The sequence below is a fragment of the Oceanobacillus chungangensis genome, assembly GCF_003369565.1.
Taxonomy (GTDB): Bacteria; Bacillota; Bacilli; order Bacillales; family Amphibacillaceae; genus Oceanobacillus; species Oceanobacillus chungangensis.
Map to the genome: position 1 here is coordinate 113,721 of NZ_PIOD01000025.1, position 20,277 is coordinate 133,997.

The window sequence follows — 20,277 nt, forward strand, 5'->3', positions numbered from 1 at the left end:
TAATCCAGAATAAAGACTCAATAAAATAAGGGGATTAAAATGGAAAATCCAATATCGATTTTTATAATGGATGTAACAAGCAGTTCAACAGACAGCATGGTTGGACAAAAATTAGAATCCTATCTAAAAGAAATCGTGATTATGGTGGAAAGCTGGTCGGATGATGTGGTGGATATTAAAGTAACTCACCGCCGGGGTGATGAATTACTTCTTATTAGTGAGAACTACTCAACCGCGTACACGATTGCGTTTTATTTAAGCAGAATTTGGAAGTTTAGCAAGCATAAACCGTATTTTGGCTTATCCTTTGGCAATATTAACATCCGAGTAAAAGATATCGAGGTAGAAACGTGGATTCATCCTTTAATGAAACAAGCTAGAACAGCAAATAATGAATTGAAAAATTTAAAAGAGAACCGGATACAGTTTAAATTCGAGCTAGATATTCCTAACCCAAACAAGCATTTACCGACGAGCCCGAATGATTCGAAAAACAGTCCAATAAATTATCACTTAATAACGATTGAATCATTAATCAACACATTACTAGAAAACCAACAGATTTTTTTCATGAAACAAACAGAATTACAGGAAATAATTTCAGATTTATACCTTATCTTTATGCAGCAAAAGAAAATTGCGGTATTCTTAGATAAAACAGGTGCGACAATATCGAGTCATATAAATCGAGGAAACGGAAAGGAAATAATCAAGACTTTTAATCGGATAACTCAGGCATTAAACTCGATGCAAATGTCTATTTCTCCATCAACAGTCCAACGAAATCCAAACAGGATTCAGGAAAAGCTTGAAGAAAATATTCGACGATACGTAAATAATCATATTGATACGTTGTTCGAGGAAAAGAAGATGTAAAGACAGTATTATCTGGAAGGGAAGATCATCATGGCTTTGCTAAGCATTATTCTTGCTCACTTCATCGCAGATTTTTATCTACAAAAAGATCGTATGGCTAATAATAAAGAAAAATATTTACGCTTGCACATGATGCATCATGCAGTCTGTCTTCTAGTTGCTTTACTATTCATTTGGGGGAGAAACTATCAATCTCAAGGATTCTTTCAATATGTACTTTTCCCGCTAATTATCATTTTAACTACTCACTACTTTATTGATTTATCGAAAATAAATATGGGGAAATCACAGCGAGTAAGGGATTTGTTGGGCAGCTATTACGATCTAAAATTATTCATATCTGATCAAATTCTTCATCTTCTTGTTTTGATGATTACTTGTCATTTATTTTTCAATCTACCATTTCACTTTGTATTTGATAATATCATTGCATCATTCCAGTCGGGTGTTACTCTAAGCTTCACAGATAAATTTTTATTTTTAGCGATCATTATCATTGCTGCTACTTCAATTAGTGGCCATATTATCGCCAAAACACTAGGGAACCCCTCCATTAATATTACTACTTTTGAAGGGAAACTTACATTCAAGTCTGACTCGCTCGATGATAGATCCGGTAAACTAACAGAATTAAATAGAGGAGTAAGCGAGGAATATCATTATTTACTCCTTAATAATCGATACAATCGTGGCAGGACAATTGGCTATATTGAAAGATTACTAGTTTTGATTTTGACCTACTATTCCGCTTATCCAGCGATTGCATTTATCATAACAGCTAAATCAATAGCTAGATTTAAGCAGATGGAAGACCGCGACTTTGCAGAGTATTTTCTGTTAGGGACGTTGTTATCGATGTTGTTTGGTATTGCGCTGGGGTTGGTTATGCGAATTGTTTTGGGTGGTTGAATGGAGCGCTCCTGCTGGGACATGGAGCGGATATGTTGTGAAGCGGAGTTTTCAGATAAAGAGTAGGAGCGTTTGAGACCAAAGATGGAGCGGAAATTTGGAAATGCCGAGCGTTTATATTGAGAATAGAGCGCTCAAACACTAAGTCGGAGTGGAAGTTAAATAAAGCTTGAGCGCTAAGATAAACTGGAGCAAACAACCCTACACTAGAACTCCCTAATCCAGAATGAGAGGAAGCCTTGAAATGAATTCCCGCTAATGCCAACAGCTAGCTGTTATTGACTAGAATAAAAGATATGTACATCCTTCTCCTCATATTTCTTCACTATGGCAGGTGAAATCATTGGATCGGTAATAATACCATTTACTGAATGGACATCGCCAACTCGCAGCATTGCTGTTGATTCAAATTTAGTATGATCTGCTACGACGAATTTATTGATTGCATTGTGATACATCGCCATTTTTACTTCTGATTCACCGTAACCATAATCCATTAATCCTTCCTCTAATGAAATTCCGCTAACGCTCATGAAGAACGTATCAATATGAAACTGATTGATATAGGAAATGCAAGATGCGCCTAGTACACAAAGTTCAGAATTTCTTAATTTCCCGTTTGGAAGATAGATATTCATATTTGAGTTTTTTCCCAAGATTGTCGCTATGACAAGTGAGTTTGTTAGTATTGACAGTTGATTAAACTGGCGTGCTAATTGTATTGCAATCTCTGTATTGGTTGTACTCACATCCAGCGCAATGAAATCCCCTTCTTTGACAAAATGACATGCCTCTTCTGCGATTAATTCCTTTTCTTTTTTATTAATCGATTCTCTTATTTCAAAATTCGTTTCTGTTATGTTTGCTTGATTTAACATGGCCCCGCCATGTACCCTTTTAATTTCTCCAGACTCCTCCAGAACCTCGAGATCCCTGCGGACGGTCTCAGGGGTTACACTAAGCTGATCACTTAAAAAGCCGACCTTCGCTGTCTGATGTTTATTAAGATAATCTTTGATAAATGTTAATCGGTCATTCTTTAGCATAATATCCTCCTTAACCTAGATTCTATTATTCATTATAAGAATATAAATTCGATAAATCCATTGAAGTATTTTAATAAAAAATTTACAAATTTCTTCAATTAAATTTACATTTGTTGTTTATAATCAAATTATGAAAGAAAAACAAATAAAAATAAAGAAAAACAAAGATAGGGATTTAGAAAAGAGGGAAAGTATTGTCTAAAATAAAAATGCTGCATCTATCTAAACAGTATGATAAGCAGAAGGATAATGTTATCCATGATTTTAATCTTGAAATTAAGGATAAAGAATTTATCGTATTCGTTGGTCCATCTGGATGTGGCAAATCAACAACATTACGAATGATTGCAGGTTTGGAGTCTATAACTGGCGGTGAATTGTGGATGGATGGGGTGCTAGTGAATGATATTCCTCCAAAAGATCGTGATATGGCAATGGTATTTCAAAACTATGCATTATTCCCACATCTGACTGTCTTTGATAATATCGCTTTTGGTTTGAAAATTCGTAAGGTCAAGCGAGATGTTATTAAGCAAAAAGTAGAAAAGACAGCAGAAATTTTAGAATTAACTTCTTACTTAAAAAGGAAGCCGAAAGAATTGTCTGGTGGTCAGAGACAGCGGGTTGCATTAGGAAGAGCAATCGTTCGGGACGCAAACCTTTTTCTTATGGATGAACCATTATCAAATTTAGATGCAAAGCTACGTGTGCAAATGCGAGAAGAAATTATTAACTTACATAAAAGGCTCGGAACAACAACAATTTACGTTACACATGATCAAACAGAGGCAATGACGATGGCTTCAAGAATTGTTGTGCTAAAGGATGGACATGTTCAGCAAATCGGAACACCAAAGGAAATTTATAATCATCCAGAAAACATGTTTGTTGCTAGTTTTATAGGTGCTCCTGCTATGAATTTTTTCAAAGGAATGATTACACCTGACCAACTTACATTTTCAAATGGTAACAGAATAGGCGCACTGCCTGCAGCAATTGACAAGCAAGGAGAAGCGATCATTGGTATTCGTCCAGAGGATATTATTCTTGCCAACAAAGAAACTGGGATTCCGTTACAAGTTGACTATACCGAAATGCTTGGTTCCGATCTCTATGTTTATGGCAAACTGCATGGCGATTCCATTGTCGTTCGTTTACGGCCAGACCATGATGTTGTAACAGGGGAAATCATCTATATAGAATTTGCTTCTAATAAGTTTCATTTATTCGACCCAATAACAGAACAATCCTTACTACATCGTGAGGAGTTGAAACAGTGAATCGATTTGGAAATGCAGGTAAATTATTATTCTTTGTCGGAATACCTATGATTCCTTTAGTAGTCTTTTGGTTTGTTCCAATGGCCGTTTCCGTTTGGCTTAGCTTTACAAATTGGGATTATATTAGCCCAACATTTGATTATGTCGGGATTGAGAATTATGCGAGTGCACTCACAAGTGCTGATTTTTATAACGCACTAAAAAATACAATCTTCTTCGGATTTTGGACAATCCTGCCGACGATTATTTTTGGATTGCTACTAGCACTATTATTACGAAAAGGATTAAAGGGGCTAACGGGTTTCAAAGCATTTTTGTTTGCCCCATGGATCACACCAATGGTTGCTATGTCGATCGTTTGGTCATGGATTTATGAACCAGATGTTGGGCTGCTCAATCAAATATTAGGCTGGTTTAACTTACGCCAACCTTCATGGCTAACGGATTCCGAGATGGCGATGTGGGCGATTATTATTGTGACTGTCTGGAAGAATGCTGGCTGGGCGATGCTGTTTTACGCCGATGCCCTATCTAAAATTCCAGATGAATTATATGAAGTAGGAAATATCGAAGGCGCAGGTTGGCTGCAACGAATGAAAACAATTGTGATTCCACTTGTTTCGCCAACAACATTATTTTTAATCATTATTTCCGCGATTGATTCGATCCAAGCATATGACCAAATTCAAGTCATGACACAAGGTGGGCCTGCTGGAAGTACGAGAACCTTATTGTATCTCTATTATCAGATGGCATTTGAGCAATTTAATATGGGTCAAGCAACCGCATTAGCAACACTCATTGTTATCTTAACAGGTGTGCTCGCATTAATTATGTTCTATGGATCGAAACGCTGGGTCCATTATTAGGGAGGTGAACAGGAAATGGAAATGGTATCGAGGTCAAGAAAGATGATTCACTATGCATTACTAACTATATTCAGTATTGTTATGGTTTTTCCTTTAGTATGGATGTTTCTAAGCGCATTGAAAACACCCGAAGAGATCTTTGCGGTACCGCTGGACTGGCTACCAAGCAATCCACAATGGGGAAACTTTGCAGGTGCACTTGAACTCGCACCATTCGGATTATATATATTTAATAGTACGTTCACAGCAATTGTTATCGTATTTTTCCAAATCATTCTTTCCAGTATGATTGCTTATGCATTAACACAAATGACATTTAAAGGGAAAAAGTTATTATTTAACTCGATTTTAATTACGTATATGCTGCCGGCTGCAGCAACATATGTACCTAGCTATGTTATTGTGGCAAAGCTTGGGCTGCTTGATACTCTTGCAGGAATTATCATTTCTAATATTGCGAGTGTGTTCACCATTTTCTTGATGAGACAAGCATTTATGCAGGTACCAAAGGAAATGATTGAAGCAGCTCGATCTGAAGGAGCCAATGATTTCGCTGTTCTAAGAAAAGTGATGATGCCCATGTGTAAATCTTCCATTTTCACTGTAGGCTTAATTAGCTTTGTGCAAATGTATAATAATTACCTTTGGCCCTCACTGATTGTGAATAGCCAGGAAAATTACTTAATTACTGTAGGACTAAATCGATTTTTTACAACCTCAGGTACTTTCGCCGATCAATGGCCTTTAATTATGGCAGCTAGTGTTTTAGCTGTATTACCGCTTTTAATTTTGTTTGTACTCTTACAGAAGTGGTTCATTAAAGGAATCAGTGATAGTGGTGTTAAAGGATAAAAAACAATAAAATTGTGTGTTTAAAAAGGAGGATAAAAAGGACCGACAAGTTCGAGGCGGCGTAGCTTTGAGTAGCGGAACGTATGCTTTTAATACGTGAGCAACGGAAAAGCAAGCCAACGAAGAAATTCGATGCGTCATTTTTACTTGACTTTTTGAACATCCTCAAAAGGAGAATGGAAATGAAGAAGAATTGGTATGTATTACTTGTTTTAGCTATTGCAATGTTACTTATGGCCGCATGTTCTAGTAATGAGAATGGATCTGGAGAAGAATCTAAAAATAGTGCTGCGGCATCAGGTCCAGTTGAAATTGAATTTTGGTATGGATTAGGAAGTGAAGCAGATAAGAAAATGCAAGAAATCGTGCAAAACTTTAATGATTCTCAAGAAGATGTTGTTGTAACACCAGTTCCGCAAGCAGATTATTCAGAAACGTATCAAAAACTTCAAGCATCGATTGCATCTGGATCAGCACCAGGAGTTTTCATTGCTGGTCTTGGAACACTTAATGATTTAGTAAGCAAAGAAGCAATCGCACCTTTAGATGAATTTACTGCAGAAGATGAGATTTACGATGAAGCGGATTTCCTAGAAGTATTTATCGAACCGGCAAAAATGAATGATTCATTATACGCATTACCAGCATATGGAACAACACAAGTAATGTACTATCGCAAAGATATTTTAGAAGAAGCAGGCATTGATCCTGAAGAAGCTTACGCAACTTGGGAAAATGTAGCCGCAACTTCAAAAGAATTACAGGAAAAAGGTCTTGTACAATATGGTCACTTGCCAATGTGGGGTGCTGACAACTTGATTGATATCGCTACAAGCAATGGTGGCAGTGTTCTAAGTGAAGACGGTAAAGAAGTGTTAATTGATAGTCCAGAATGGATTGAAGCATGGGAGTTTGTTCGCAAGCAAATTCATGAAGAAGAATCTATGAAGGTAAACTCTGGTGGACAGGGCTGGGAATACTGGTATAAAACGATTGATGAAGTAATGAATGGTACTGCACTTGGTTACACTGGTTCATCTGGTGATAAAGGTGACCTGGACTTCTCAATTATTGACTCTGCACCACAACCAGGCCTAAATGGAAATGAAGGACGACCAAACGTAGATGCATTATACATGGCAATTCCTGAAATAATTAGTGACGAAGAAAAAGCTGCTGGATATGCATTTATGAGTTATTTCTCAAGTGCTGAAACAAGTGCAGAATGGTCACAGGCAATTGGATATATTCCTGTAAGAAATTCAGCAATGGAAGTACCTGAATATGCAGCATTCATTGAAGAAAATCCTTATGCAGCTGTACCGTATGAACAGGCACAAACAGGTATTCCATACTTTGTTGACCCAACAGGTGGAAAAATTCGTGATGCTATTTCCATTGCAGCTGATAAGGTAGAACTGCAAAATGTTCCTGCAGAGGAAGCATTGAAGGAAGCAAAGGAAACAGCACAAGCAGCTTTAGATGAAATGTAAAAGAGATGTTAGGATGTGGATAAGTTGTTCAAAGGGGAAAACAAGACAATGATTGAATTAAAGATCAACCAAGATATAACGAGCAATAAACTAAACCATGCATTTACGTTTAATGTACCAGATAATGTCTCTTCCGTTTCGTTTCAAATCGAAACGGAACAGGCACTATGGTTAACGTATATGGTATACGATGAGAAGAAGGAATTAAGAGCCCAATATGTTCGTGGCAAGACGCCACAACCTGTCACAGTCCACATTGAACGTGAAAAAACATCGGCCAATACCATTTCTGGACCTGTTAAAGCAGGGGAATGGACAATGGATTTTGCCGTAATCACCAAAGACGATGTAACGGCATTAACCGATTGGGCTACTTGTACCATATTATTTGATGCTGAACTTGAAACTGCTGTTGTGGGCGATTTATATCCATGGCAGGATGGTGAAACAGCATCATTTCAACTTAACGTCTATGATAAAGAATTAATATTTAACGCTGAAAAATCATGGTATAAAGGAGATTTCCATACACATACGATTTATACAGACGGCAAGATGACGAGAGAAGAAAATATGCAAAGTGCAGTAAGTCAGAAGCTGGATTTTTTTGTAGCAACAGATCATAATATCGTTCCTACCTCTTGGTTTGATGAGACAGATATCCTCGTTATTCCTGGCGTAGAAGTAACGGCTCCTTTAGGACATTTTAATATTATTTCAACATTAACCTCGCCTTTCGCAAAGCAACGATTAGCGGATATGGAAACAGAGGAAGGCATGAACAAGATTATCAATCATCATTATGGTGATGATTCGATTATTTCAATCAACCATCCATTTTTAACGGAATGGAAATGGTTATTGAAGGAAACACCTTTAGATAAGGTAGATACAATCGAAATTTGTAATGATCCAACTTATTCCTTTAATAAAAAAGCAACGGAATTTGCGCTGATGGCATGGAATAAATTACTAAATGATGGCTATCAAATTACTGGAGTTGGTGGATCGGATTCGCATTTGAGACCGGATGAAACTTACGATGGCAGTGATATTCCGTCATTAATCGGCGACCCGGGCACATTTGTTTATTGCGATAAGCTAACAGCAGCAAATGTTGTAAAAGCGTTGAAAAAAGGAAACGTTACAGTTTCAAGAGGAGAGCGTGTTCAATTCCGCATTGATGATCTTATCTCAGGTGAACACTGCCCTCAAAATATAGGTGTTGCAACAGCTTTCGTAGAAACCGATGAAGCCATTTATTTTGAATGGGTAATCGACGGAGAAATAGTTGCGAGAGAAGATGGCAATCGGTCTGAATATGCGTATGATTTTAGTAATGACCTAGCGTATCATTGGGTTAGAGTTGATGTGCGTTATGCTGATGGAAGCTTTTATGGATTCTCCAATCCAATCTATTTTGGTGAAAAACAGCCAACAATGAAAAAATGGGGCGAATTGCTTGAACTAGTAGAGGATAAAATAAATGATTAAAGGCATCTTATTTGATAAGGATGGAACCTTAATTGAATTTAATTCACTATGGGTCGAGTCCACTTATGAATTGATTAATGCATTAGTTAAAGAATATGCAAAAACAGATTATGCACAGAAATGCGAAGAGATTGCCAATTTGATTGGACTTATAGGAGATCAGGTAAGAGAAGACAGCATACTCGCTTCCGGTACATCAGAACAAATGTCAGCGACCATTGCAACGGTCCTACAAGCGGATCAGCAGCAAATACATCAAAAGATTGACTCTTTCTTATACGAAGAAACAGTGAGGAATAGCAATAATATCACTGCTATTGGTGATTTATGCGCGCTTTTTGAGAAGCTAAAACAAAATAACTTTACAATCGGCATCGTAACTGCTGATAACTATGAGGTTACTGAATATACTTTGCGATACTTAGGTATCCGCGAGCATGTAGATTTTATTGGAACAGCCAGTAATTATCAGAGAAAGCCAAACAAGGAAGCGATGCAAGCATTTTGTAATACTTGTAATCTAGAGATAGACGAAGTCATCCATATTGGCGATTCCGTAGTGGATATGGAATTTTCTAAACATGGCAGGTTAGGGGTCGGTGTCCTATCCGGCGTTGGTACGGAAGAAACCTTGCGGAAGTATACACCATATATTATTGATAGTGTACATGATTTGTTAGATCAGAATGATAGATTTATTCTTGAAGGAAAGTAGAGTTAGTAGTGGAGAGTACTACTCTCCGTACTACTCTCCTTATAAACATAATGTGATAACCACCCTCACTTTGCGAATATGCAAAATGTGAGGGTGGTTTTTACACTTGGCCATATTTTAAGGGGGGATGCTTTTAATAGGTAGGGAATGAGAAAGATAAATGGTGAACTAAGTTGAATGATTACTTCTTTGCCTTATCCTCCATGGTTCAAACCATGTCCCCATGTACCACCTTAAAAATGCCTTCTTATGGATAATTAATCAGCAAAAAGGGATATTAATGAGTAAGTTACGAAATTAAAGTAAAAATTCTTAGAAGAGGTGAAAAAATGTCTGGAACTTGTAAAAAGAATATCACTTATTTTCTGTCCTTTATCTTATCCTTTCAGCTCTTTATTGTTCCACAGGTGAATGCACAGGGTGAAGTGAAGGTAGTGTCAAGAACGAAGGAAATTTTAGAAATAGGAGGAAAAAGGTTCCGAGATTTAAACAATAATGGAAGCCTTGATCCTTATGAAAATTGGGAGCTTTCTGATGAGGAACGAGTAGAAGACCTTTTGACAAAGCTGACGATTGAGGAAAAGGTCGGTTTAATGACGATAAATGAATATCCAGAAATTGAAAATGATAAGCTAGTAATGCCAAATCAGTTTTTGGACCAGCATACGCGCTACTTTATATTCAGGGGAACACAGCGCGCAGATATGATTGCAAATCTAAATAACCAGTTGCAGGAACAAGCTGAGGCATCGCGGCTTGGTATTCCTGTCGTTGTCGTTTCGAACCCGAGGAATCATCCCTTGACTATTCCGAATATCGAGGAAGAGGGGCAGTTCTCCCATTGGCCAGATACTTTAGGATTTGCGGCTATGCGTGATGAAGAACTAGCTAAAGAATTTGGGGAAATTGCTTCGAAAGAGTGGATTGCTTCGGGCATTCGCAAAATGTATGGCTATTCAGCGGATGTTGCAACTGATCCATTGTGGGCGAGAGTACAAGAAACGTTTGGTGAGAATCCAGAACTAATCTCCTCGATGATTTTTAACATTACCAAAGGGTTTCAAGGCGATATTCTGAATGAAAATAGCGTTACGATGACAACACGGCATTTTCCGGGTGGTGGTGCTCGTGTCAAGGGGCGTGATTCGCATTTTGAAGAAGGAAAAGCAATCGTTTACCCTACGCCAGGGAGTCTATTGAAATATCACATCCCTCCATTTAAAGCAGCTATCGAAGCAGATACAACGTCTATCATGCCTGATTATGCCTATCCGAGCAATGAAAGTGCAGATCAAGGTCTAACGTGGTTTAGTAATAATCAACAGTTTGAGGAAAAACCCTTTGCACTAAATGAGCAATTTATTCAGAATCTTTTGCGAGAAGAGCTTGGTTTCTTAGGCTATGTTAATTCAGATACGAGTGCAGTGATTGATCGGGCGTGGGGAGCACAGGATTTACCGATTGAACAGCGGTTTGCAGAGGCAATTAATTCAGGAGTTAATATCTTCTCTGGTGTTCCAAACACAGAACCAATTTTAAATGCTCTCAATCAAGGGTTAGTGGACGTAGAGAAAATTAATCGTTCCGTCACCTATATTTTGACAGAAATGATGCAATTAGGACTGTTCGAGAACCCCTATGTCGATCCAGATGCAGCACTTAAAATTGCAAATGACCGAGAATCACAGGAGAAGGCAGATGAAGCACATCGGAAATCTGTTGTACTTCTTCGAAATGATGATAATCTCCTGCCATTAAATGATGAAAAAATAAATGATGTTAAGTTATATGTTGAGATGTTTCCTGGAGGGGAAAATGATACGAATACACAAGAATTGAAAGGGAAAATTCGTAAATATGATAATAAGATCAAAATTGTCGATCGCCTTGAGGACGCGACACATGCATTTGTCTGGGTAAAGCCATGGCAAGATCTTTTTAAGAATAATCCTAGCTTAACAATTGGACCAGTTACTGGGATTGAACAAGCAGATCGAATTGTAACGATTCAACAAACTGTACCAACGATTACCGCTATCAACATGTCTAATCCATGGCTCATTAATCAAATTGAACCGAATGCTGCTGCTGTTATCAGTACGTTTGGGGTAAAGACAGAAGCATTATTTGATGTGATCCGTGGAAAATTTAATCCAACAGGAAAACTGCCATTCACTATTCCAGCGAGTCAGGAAGCGGTAAACAATGATATTGGTGATATTCCTGGCTATGATGAAGGACCAGCTTATGTATATAAGGATAAAAATGGTAATGCATATGGGTTTGATTTTGGAATCTCATATGGTGGAAATTATTAAAGAAGCTTAAGACAGTTGAAACTGTAATGAATGAAAAGTCTGAGAGGCGTCTTGTCTCTTGGACTTTGAACATTTTATTAAGAGTCTCTCCCTCTTATTCTATTACTCCATCCACTACATACTTAGTATTTCGACTCCTTAATTCCATTTTCATATACATTACAGATTCTGATTGTACTCGAACCTCCAGCCCCAGTGAGTTACTTTTTGTTCTGGATTTAATCCAAACACATATTCCACGTTCCTATGGTATGATTGGTTTATTAATCGATTGCTTAGATTTACGTCACCATTAACTGGAGGTTAATTCACTTGGAAATGATAAAAAGATTAAGCTATATTATCTCAATTATATTAGGTATTCAGTTGATTCTGATTTTAGGCAGGAAATATTTAGTTGTGAATGAAAAGCCGAAGAAGGCAGATGTGATTATCGTATTAAGTGGGGGGCCAGGCAGACTCGAAAAAGGAGCAGAATTATTCAAAAGGGGTGATGCAGATCAATTGATGCTCACCAATTCTAATGATTCAGGGACAACTGCTAAGGAAGCTATGGAGCTCGGGGTACCAAAGGATAAATTAATTTTAGAGGATAAAGCGATAAGCACACATACAAATGCGCTTTATACGCTAGAGAAAATGAGAGAACATCAATTAACTTCGGCAATTATCATTTCCTCCGACTTTCATATGCGAAGAACAAAGTATATTTTTAGTAAAGTTTATGAAAATACTGGAATCGAGCTTACATTTATTGCTTCACCATACTTGAGAAACAGCATAATAATGGAAGGCTGGGAGGTTCAGACGATTTTCTATGAGTGGATAAAGTTAGTTGGATATAAGTTACGTGCATATAAGGTTGCGGAGAAGGATTGAAACATCTGCTGAATTAGTGTAAGAATTTATCTTGGCAGTAATATCCCAACCTCAAAAATAGGATATATGTTAGGGTGGGGGATAACTGCCCGAGATTAATAAGGCACTGGCTCGGCCAGAGGTAAATGACATTTTCGAGTTATTCATTATGTAAAATCAGTATATTATATAAAAACTCCCAGACAGATTGCAGTTATCATAGCTAGAAAAAGTAAAGCTTTTTCATAAATGGTAACTTGCTGATGATCTTCTACGTTTATTTTCATAACGAGTACAAGCGCAAATATGGTAATAGTGAATAGAACTCCAGCAGCCCAAATGCGTTCTAGACCGAGCCAAAATGTACATAATCCCACTGCTAATAGGTAGAATAGTGCTGGAAACCGTGCATAATTAAGACCGAACATATCAACAAACCATACTACAGTGGTCCGTTTTTTCGGAATTGCTCGTTTATCGGCTTCCAAATCTGGAATATGATGAACCATTACCCAGGCGAGACAAAAAAGGGCATTAATTACAGCGTTTTGATAGGCCCACAAGGGAATTGTTCCTAAAATTATCCATGGACCTGCAATTCCTAGAGAAAGAATGGCAGGGAATAAGCTGAACCATTCCCCTAAAAATGGTCGATAGCTGAAGCGGAAAGGTGGAAGGGAATAAGAAGCTGCCCCCCAAATTCCTATCAATAATAAGATAGTCAGTTTGTATTGAGCAAAAAACAAAAGCAGTATGGCAAGAATAATCAGAACAACGGAAAACCATATTCCTAATAGACGAATCGTCTGTAATGAGAACATTCCTTTTTGGATTACTCGGCTCCCGCCCGACAAAATTCCAGGACTATAATTATCTGTACCAGAACGATAATCGGTGTAATCATTAAACGCGTGTGTCAGTACACCATGGATTGCAAATGCTGAGATTGCAAGAAAGATAAACAGCCAAAACAATTGTCCGGTTGGAATTGAAGTAAATAAAAATAAAGGAAGCAGGCTTGATATAATCGTTGCAACACTAGAGAAAATAACGGCAATAAAACGAAGTAAGACCCACCCACCGCGAAGAATTGCGAGAACCTTATTATTCAATAACCACACCCCCAAGTTTTATTTCTAATTATACCATCAATATGATAGTAGTAATATTTCTCCTAATTGTAATTTTTATTAATGGCAACGCCAATGATACAATAACAGCAATAAAACAGAAGCGGTAGTAAATGGGGAAGATGCAGCACCCGTTTGTCCATTGATATCAATTTGAATGTAATAGTCTCCTGTTATAGACCAGTTAAAGCAATGAATATTTTAGAAGAAGATGTATAATTAAAATATGATTTTGTTTTCACAAAATTAGGGGAGGTATTATCATGTCTATAGAAACAATCATTGGCGATCCCGTAAGATTATTACTCGGTGACAAGATTTCGGATGCATATAAACAAGACATCTATGTCCCGAAAGTTGCGGATGTTCATGCAGTTGCATTGGCAAAGACAACAGATGAGGTTAGGAAACTGGTGAACTATGCAATTGAACAGGATTTGAAAATCATTGCCCGAGGAGCGGGGACAGGGGTTGCAGGTGCCCAAGTTCCAATTCATGGCAATGAGCTGATTATCGATGTTAGTCAAATGAAGCAAATTGTAGGGTTCGACGAAGCAACAATGACACTTACCGTTGAACCAGGAGTCCTCCTTTCTGAAATACAGGAATATGTTGAGAGCCGTGGCTACTTTTATCCACCTGATCCAGGTTCTAAGCATTCGACGATCGGCGGGAATGTCGCAACAAATGCTGGTGGCATGCGAGCGGTGAAGTACGGTACAACACGAGATTATGTAAGAGCAATCGAGGTTGTTCTGCCAACAGGTGAGACGGTAGAATTAGGAAGCTTAAATATAAAAAGCAGCTCTGGCTATGATTTAAAGAACCTCCTGATTGGTTCAGAAGGGACACTAGGAATTATCACACAGATTAAGCTAAAAGTGCTGCCACTGCCAAAATATAAACAGTCAGTCCTCCTTGCATTTGATTCTGTAACGAGTGCGACCGATGGTGTTTTGACTATTTTAGCAAATGGGATCGACCCAACTGCATTAGAGCTTTTTGAAAGAGGAACGATTGTATATAGTGAAACATTTACAAAACAACTTCTCCCACTACAAACAGGCGAAGCTTACGTTTTGATGACATTAGATGGTAATGAAATGGCGACGGTTACAAGTAGAGCAGATGTTGTCAAGCAGCTGTTGCAGAGTAAAGCTATTGCCGTGCTTGCTTTAGATGTGGAACAAGAAAAATTAGCATGGAAATTGCGTGATCATATTTTAGTTGCCCTAATGGAATTTACCGAATTTGAAATGCTCGATGAGGTCGTGCCTATCAATCGATTTGCAGAAATGATTAGCTACACGAAGGAACTGCAAGGAAAGCACGGGATCAGTGTAATAAACTTTGGCCATGCTGGGGACGGGAATATCCATACAGTTTTAATGAGAGAAGGTTTGGATCAAGAGACATGGATAGCTAAGAGAGAAGCGTTATTGACTGATTTGTATGAAAAGGTCGCAGCACTCGGCGGCTTACCATCTGCAGAACATGGGATTGGAATTATTAAGAAATCTTACTTTGAAAAGATGATTCATCCAGTCGAATTAAATCTGATGAGAAAAGTTAAAAATGCAATTGACCCTGATAATCGATTAAACCCAGGTAAATTGTTATAGGGTGCTTAGCACTCCACGAGTTTTGTCGAATGATAGAATTTACTGCTATGTGTTCAGGATAGAAAGTTAGTATAGGTTGGGGCGAAAAAGCTCGAAATTGGGGCCGCTCCAACACCCTCCCACTTCATTTCACAATTGATATTAATCCCCCCCTCCATCGAATTGTTTTTATTATCATATGGATAATTCTTCTAAACTCTAGTATTCTTATATTAAAGCGAATAATGGGGAGGAATTTTATTTATGCTAGTTTTAAGGAAACGAAGTCAGCTAGTTTTACTTGCTGTTTTGCTGGCGTTTTTTGTCGTTTTACCGATGTATGTTGGTGCAGAAGAGGCGACTAAATTTGACTTTAGTATTGGGGAAGCGAAGGAACAGTTAACAGAAACAAAAGAGGTTCATGTTACGAATCAAGATATGAACGCGGCGCTTTCAATTACTGCCAATGGCCAGGAATTATATCATAAAGAGCTTCCAATGATCAAATTGACAAGCATTGAGAAAGTAATTGTAGATGACCAGGAATTTGCAATTATCGGTTATCGCCATGATGGTTCGGCGAATGGTCTTTACTTCGAAATATTGAAGCTAAATGAATCAACTGTTGAAACGGTTTATACTTCAGACGTCTACGAACGAGCACGAATGGAAATTTCAGAGAATCAAATTACGCTTGAGTATCCGAAGTATGAAGAAGAAGATGCGCGAACAGAGCCATCTGCTATTATCACAGAAGAATTCTCGATTACTGATAATAAGGTAGTTGAAGGAAAAAGTGAAGTGGAGCAGCTCGAATATGCAACGAATTCATTACAAGCAGAAGGAAATGCTGTGAATCCTTCTTTTTCCCAAATTAATAAAATATTAACGGAAGAGTCACTTAAAGCAAATGTTTCTCCAGAAATTGTGAAGGCAATAGCACTTCAAGAAAGCGGCTGGGAACAGTACTGGGGATCGGTTCCAAAATCAATTCAGGCATGTGAAAACTATGATGGAACGAATGTGAAGCTTGGCTATGACTGTATTGGCATTGGGATTATGCAAATTTCGAATCAAATGTATATGAAAGATGGCCCTGAAAAAGATGCCTACATAGACCGTTTAAAGACGGATATTCGTTTTAATATCCAAGAGGGAATCAAGATATTAAAGGATAAGTGGAATTATCATAAACCAAATCGCTATACTGGTATTAGTATTATCCCGACAATCAATGACAATGACCCGTTAGTAATTGAAAATTGGTACTTTGCGGTGATGGCCTATAATGGAATGCTGCCGAGAAATAATCCATTGGAAAGACCATTTTCTCCATATGGAGCATATCAGGAAGAGGTATTTGAACTTCTTAATGATTATACTTTAATTGATATAAATCCATTTCCAACTCATAAATTAGATCCTTATACTTTAGAAAACGGGCAGGTACGATTTAAAACAACTAACTTTTCAGTATCGGGACCACAGCATTATTCAAGTCAATCACTTGTAAAAGGTGACACGGCGTACACAACAGCACAAACGCTTAATATCCGAAATGCGCCAAATGGTGACGTAATTGGCAGCTTACCTAAAGGTTCTAAAGTAACGATTACAGGTAGTTATGCAGGGAATAATTCACGATACAGCCAATATGTATGGCTTCCAATTCGCACTAGCACTGGAAAAAATGCATGGGTTTCATCTAGTTATTTAAATAAGCAGGATTATATTGATGTTCATCGTTTAGAAGGTTATTCGCGTTACGATACGAGTGTTAGCATTGCGAACCATGGCTGGCACTGGAATCAGCCAACCTCTGTGGTAATCGGCCGAGGGGATGACCCAATAGATGCTTTAACAGGAAGTGTCCTTGCATCTGGTCTAGATTCACCATTAATGTTAACGCAAACGAAGGAACTTCCGCTTTCAGTAGAAAGAGAACTTGATCGACTTAACCCTACAGGAATTATTTACATTTTAGGTGGGAAAAATGTAATTTCTGTAAATGTGGAAAATAAACTTAAACGAAAATTTGGAAATAATAAAGTGAAAAGAATTTCTGGATATAGTAGATTTGACACAGCATCTCAAGTTGCAAATGAAGTAGATAAACAGAACAATGTTAGCGAAATTATCGTTACAACTGGAGATTCTAATTCATCGGATCCATTAGCCATCGCACCATACGCTGGTGAAAATAATATCCCGATTCTTCTAACAGGAAGAAGCAAGGGCGAAAGCTTGAATCCAGCAGTGAAAAACTTTATCCAAGAAAAAGGTATTAAAAAGGTCACGATAATTGGTGGAAATATAGCAGTTTCGAAAAAGGCAGAAACAGAGCTGCAGCGTTTAGTTGGTGCAGCAAATGTGAAGCGAGTATTCGGCAAGTCAAGATTTGATACGAATATCGCAATAATCAATACTTTCTATAATAGTAAAGCAATTGATAAACTCTTAGTATCACAAGGAATGCAAACGGCAGATGCCCTTTCTGCATCTCCATTTGCAGCGAAATTAGAAGCACCAATTGTTCTAACACAAGCTAACAAACTTCCAGCGGAAACAAATGCATGGCTGAACGGAAAAATCACGACAAGGCCTAATCTATATTTCCTTGGAGGAAACGTAGCAATTAATGAAAAAGTACGAAATGAGATTGTGAAATTAGTAAGATAAACTGATATTCGGGGAGTGCAGGCGTATAAAGGTGCTGTCACTCCCCGACTTTTATCCATCTGACGATCTCGTTTGGTGTGAATCCTTTGTAATAACTAGTTGATAATCGAGAGCAAAGTTCTTGCATGGATTATGCCTTGGGTGGAGATTTCTTTTACCCCAATATGGAGCGATCTAGCTCATAATGCACCCCATGACTATCCTATATTAACAATCTATCTTCACCCAAATTAATTACGATACGGTTTATATTCTACTTCAACTTTATCCTTTTCTTGATATGGAGCAAGCATGAATGCTGCTTTAAAGTCTGTGTTTCCCCGATTAATTAAGTAGTGGACCTTCTTCGGTTCAACTTGAATAAAATCTCCTTTTTTGCAATGAAATATTTCTTGATCAATATGAATTTCGAGCTCACCCTCTAATATATAGAAATTCTCTTCCATCATATTGTGATAATGCGCAGCAAAATCTTGCCCAGGCGTCAGTACAACAATTCCAAAGTTCATTCTAGGTCCTCGCATAAGATACTTTGGACCACTATCACCAAAACGATATTCTTTCTCGTTTTCATTAACAATCGCCACCGTCAACACTCCTTCAGATTATTTTAAGCCTGGTGCTATCCACATATGTTCTGTGAGCCCTTGATCCGCTAATTCTAGCTGGTTTTTATAGATTTTTTCCCATTTCTTATATAAATCAATATAGATGATATGATTTTCCATCACTGGGTAATATGTTTCCTCAAATGAAACAACCTTAGATATTGCATCGTCAAAGCTCTCATAAATATTTGCGCCGACACCTGCACAAATCGCTGCGCCAAGTGCTGTCGATTCTCTGACAGCGGGCACCTTGATTGGTATATTTAGTACATCTGAAATAATTTGGCACCATAGTTCACTTTTCGATGCGCCTCCAGCGAATATTATTTCTTTCGGTGATGTATTTGTAATTTCATTTATTAACTCAATATTTCCCTTCGTTACAAAGGCGGCGTTTTCCATAATTGATCGGTAAAATGTTGCCTTATTAAATCGCTCCGAATCTAGCTTGTAATTTATGAAACTAGGAGCAGCATGCTTCCATGAAATGTAATTCATTTTGTCCGAGAAGGTACTTAACATTCCATTACTGCCAACTGGTACGTTTCGTGCGCGTTTTTCCATTTGTGCATAGATGCTTTCCCCGGTTACATCTTCCATATATTTCTCTAATTCACAAAAACTATCACGAAACCACCGCATCACTAATCCGGGATAAAAAGCAATTGCTTCGTACTGCCACGTATTTGGAACAGCATGACAGTTAATTCGCACCCTGCACTTGTCATCAATCCGCATATTTTTAGTTGTATATTCATATTGCCAGAAGCTTCCACCTAAAATAGCCGCGCTACCATCACCAATTACACCCATGCCAATACATCCAAGCTGTGCATCGCCACCACCTGCGACAACAAGTGTCTCAGTGCAGAGTCCTGTCAGTTCTGCCATTTTTTCGGTTACATTTCCAATGACTGTGCCACTCTCATAAGTAATTGGGAAAATATCATTTCGAAGTCCAGCTTGGTCAGCGATAGATTTGTCCCAACTTCTTTTCTTTAGGTCAAAGAGCCCAGTTGTACAGCCGTTCGAAGGTTCAACTGAAATGACATCCGTTAATCGGTAGGTTATCCAATCATTTAGCATTGTCACATATTTTACCTGTTTATATGTTTCTGGTAGATTGTTTTTTACCCAAAGAATTCTTGGAATCGCACCTAATGAAAATGTTTGCCCTGATTTGCGATAAATATCAGCTTCCATTGTTTCACTTCGTTGATATATATTTGTGACTTCATCATTCGATCTCGAGTCGACATTTGCGCATGCCCATAACTCCTTGCCAGATTCATCATATAAAACAATTGCTTCACGCATGCTAGTTGTTGATATCGCAACAATCTGCTTAGGATCAACATTACTTTTGTTAATCGTTTCATTCATTAAATCAGTAATAATTTCAATGTTTTTTGTAACATCAAAATCCATGGAGCCGGGATATCTTTTATCTTCTTTATGTGTCCATTCTGATTGGGAAACTTGAATTTCATTACCTAAGGTGTCGAATAAGATTACTCTAACACTTCCAGTCCCTGCATCAATTGCCATT

At 37.9% G+C, this 20,277-nt stretch carries 16 protein-coding genes; 12 read left to right on the forward strand and 4 right to left on the reverse strand.

The window, feature by feature from the left end:
- Positions 1 to 39: 39 nt before the first annotated feature.
- Together CWR45_RS16785 and CWR45_RS16790 are read left to right on the forward strand one after the other, a co-directional pair.
- Positions 40 to 876, forward strand: coding sequence for a hypothetical protein (locus tag CWR45_RS16785; RefSeq protein ID WP_115750994.1), 837 nt, complete (start codon positions 40 to 42; stop codon positions 874 to 876).
- Positions 877 to 906: 30 nt separating this feature from the next.
- Positions 907 to 1,785: a DUF3307 domain-containing protein gene (locus CWR45_RS16790; RefSeq protein ID WP_115750995.1), complete on the forward strand. Its 879-nt coding sequence runs from the start codon at positions 907 to 909 to the stop codon at positions 1,783 to 1,785.
- A gap of 275 nt (positions 1,786 to 2,060) precedes the next feature.
- On the opposite strand, the gene CWR45_RS16795 is transcribed toward CWR45_RS16790, so the two are convergent.
- Positions 2,061 to 2,831 (reverse strand): DeoR/GlpR family DNA-binding transcription regulator, encoded by a 771-nt coding sequence (locus CWR45_RS16795; RefSeq protein WP_115750996.1) that lies wholly within the window; start codon positions 2,829 to 2,831, stop codon positions 2,061 to 2,063.
- Between the two features lie 194 nt (positions 2,832 to 3,025).
- Between CWR45_RS16795 and CWR45_RS16800 the strand changes: the two genes are divergently transcribed.
- The 8 genes from CWR45_RS16800 to CWR45_RS16835 all read left to right on the forward strand — a co-directional run bounded on the left by CWR45_RS16800 (position 3,026) and on the right by CWR45_RS16835 (position 12,731).
- Positions 3,026 to 4,111, forward strand: coding sequence for an ABC transporter ATP-binding protein (locus tag CWR45_RS16800; RefSeq protein ID WP_115750997.1), 1,086 nt, complete (start codon positions 3,026 to 3,028; stop codon positions 4,109 to 4,111).
- Positions 4,108 to 4,980 carry a carbohydrate ABC transporter permease gene (locus tag CWR45_RS16805; protein ID WP_245975447.1) on the forward strand — a complete coding sequence of 291 codons (873 nt, stop codon included), beginning with the start codon at positions 4,108 to 4,110 and terminating at the stop codon, positions 4,978 to 4,980. Before CWR45_RS16800 ends, CWR45_RS16805 begins: the two co-directional genes overlap by 4 nt.
- Before the next feature lie 15 nt (positions 4,981 to 4,995).
- On the forward strand, positions 4,996 to 5,832 hold the full coding sequence (locus tag CWR45_RS16810; RefSeq protein ID WP_115750998.1) for a carbohydrate ABC transporter permease: 837 nt from the start codon (positions 4,996 to 4,998) through the stop codon (positions 5,830 to 5,832).
- Positions 5,833 to 6,014: 182 nt separating this feature from the next.
- Positions 6,015 to 7,325, forward strand: coding sequence for an extracellular solute-binding protein (locus CWR45_RS16815; protein ID WP_115750999.1), 1,311 nt, complete (start codon positions 6,015 to 6,017; stop codon positions 7,323 to 7,325).
- 48 nt (positions 7,326 to 7,373) lie between these two features.
- A complete protein-coding gene (locus CWR45_RS16820) occupies positions 7,374 to 8,819 on the forward strand; it encodes a CehA/McbA family metallohydrolase (RefSeq protein ID WP_115751000.1) in 1,446 nt (481 codons plus the stop codon).
- Entirely contained in the window at positions 8,812 to 9,534 is a 723-nt protein-coding gene (locus CWR45_RS16825; RefSeq protein ID WP_115751001.1) for an HAD family hydrolase, read from the forward strand. The genes CWR45_RS16820 and CWR45_RS16825 overlap by 8 nt, the downstream gene beginning before the upstream one ends.
- A gap of 329 nt (positions 9,535 to 9,863) precedes the next feature.
- A complete protein-coding gene (locus CWR45_RS16830; protein ID WP_115751002.1) occupies positions 9,864 to 11,852 on the forward strand; it encodes a glycoside hydrolase family 3 protein in 1,989 nt (662 codons plus the stop codon).
- 318 nt (positions 11,853 to 12,170) lie between these two features.
- Positions 12,171 to 12,731: a YdcF family protein gene (locus tag CWR45_RS16835; RefSeq protein WP_245975461.1), complete on the forward strand. Its 561-nt coding sequence runs from the start codon at positions 12,171 to 12,173 to the stop codon at positions 12,729 to 12,731.
- Between the two features lie 164 nt (positions 12,732 to 12,895).
- Here the strand turns inward: CWR45_RS16835 and CWR45_RS16840 are convergent, their stop codons facing one another.
- Positions 12,896 to 13,822 (reverse strand): prenyltransferase, encoded by a 927-nt coding sequence (locus tag CWR45_RS16840; RefSeq protein WP_115751004.1) that lies wholly within the window; start codon positions 13,820 to 13,822, stop codon positions 12,896 to 12,898.
- Positions 13,823 to 14,103: 281 nt separating this feature from the next.
- Here CWR45_RS16840 and CWR45_RS16845 point away from each other — a divergent pair, with 281 nt between their 5' ends.
- Both CWR45_RS16845 and CWR45_RS16850 read left to right on the forward strand, forming a co-directional pair.
- Positions 14,104 to 15,462 carry an FAD-binding oxidoreductase gene (locus tag CWR45_RS16845; RefSeq protein ID WP_115751005.1) on the forward strand — a complete coding sequence of 453 codons (1,359 nt, stop codon included), beginning with the start codon at positions 14,104 to 14,106 and terminating at the stop codon, positions 15,460 to 15,462.
- A gap of 243 nt (positions 15,463 to 15,705) precedes the next feature.
- On the forward strand, positions 15,706 to 18,120 hold the full coding sequence (locus tag CWR45_RS16850; protein WP_115751006.1) for a cell wall-binding repeat-containing protein: 2,415 nt from the start codon (positions 15,706 to 15,708) through the stop codon (positions 18,118 to 18,120).
- Positions 18,121 to 18,350: 230 nt separating this feature from the next.
- Here CWR45_RS16850 and CWR45_RS16855 read toward each other — a convergent pair whose 3' ends face one another.
- Together CWR45_RS16855 and lsrK are read right to left on the reverse strand one after the other, a co-directional pair.
- Positions 18,351 to 18,707 (reverse strand): cupin domain-containing protein, encoded by a 357-nt coding sequence (locus CWR45_RS16855; RefSeq protein WP_115751007.1) that lies wholly within the window; start codon positions 18,705 to 18,707, stop codon positions 18,351 to 18,353.
- A gap of 18 nt (positions 18,708 to 18,725) precedes the next feature.
- Entirely contained in the window at positions 18,726 to 20,276 is a 1,551-nt protein-coding gene (lsrK, locus tag CWR45_RS16860; RefSeq protein WP_115751008.1) for an autoinducer-2 kinase, read from the reverse strand.
- Position 20,277: the final 1 nt, after the last annotated feature.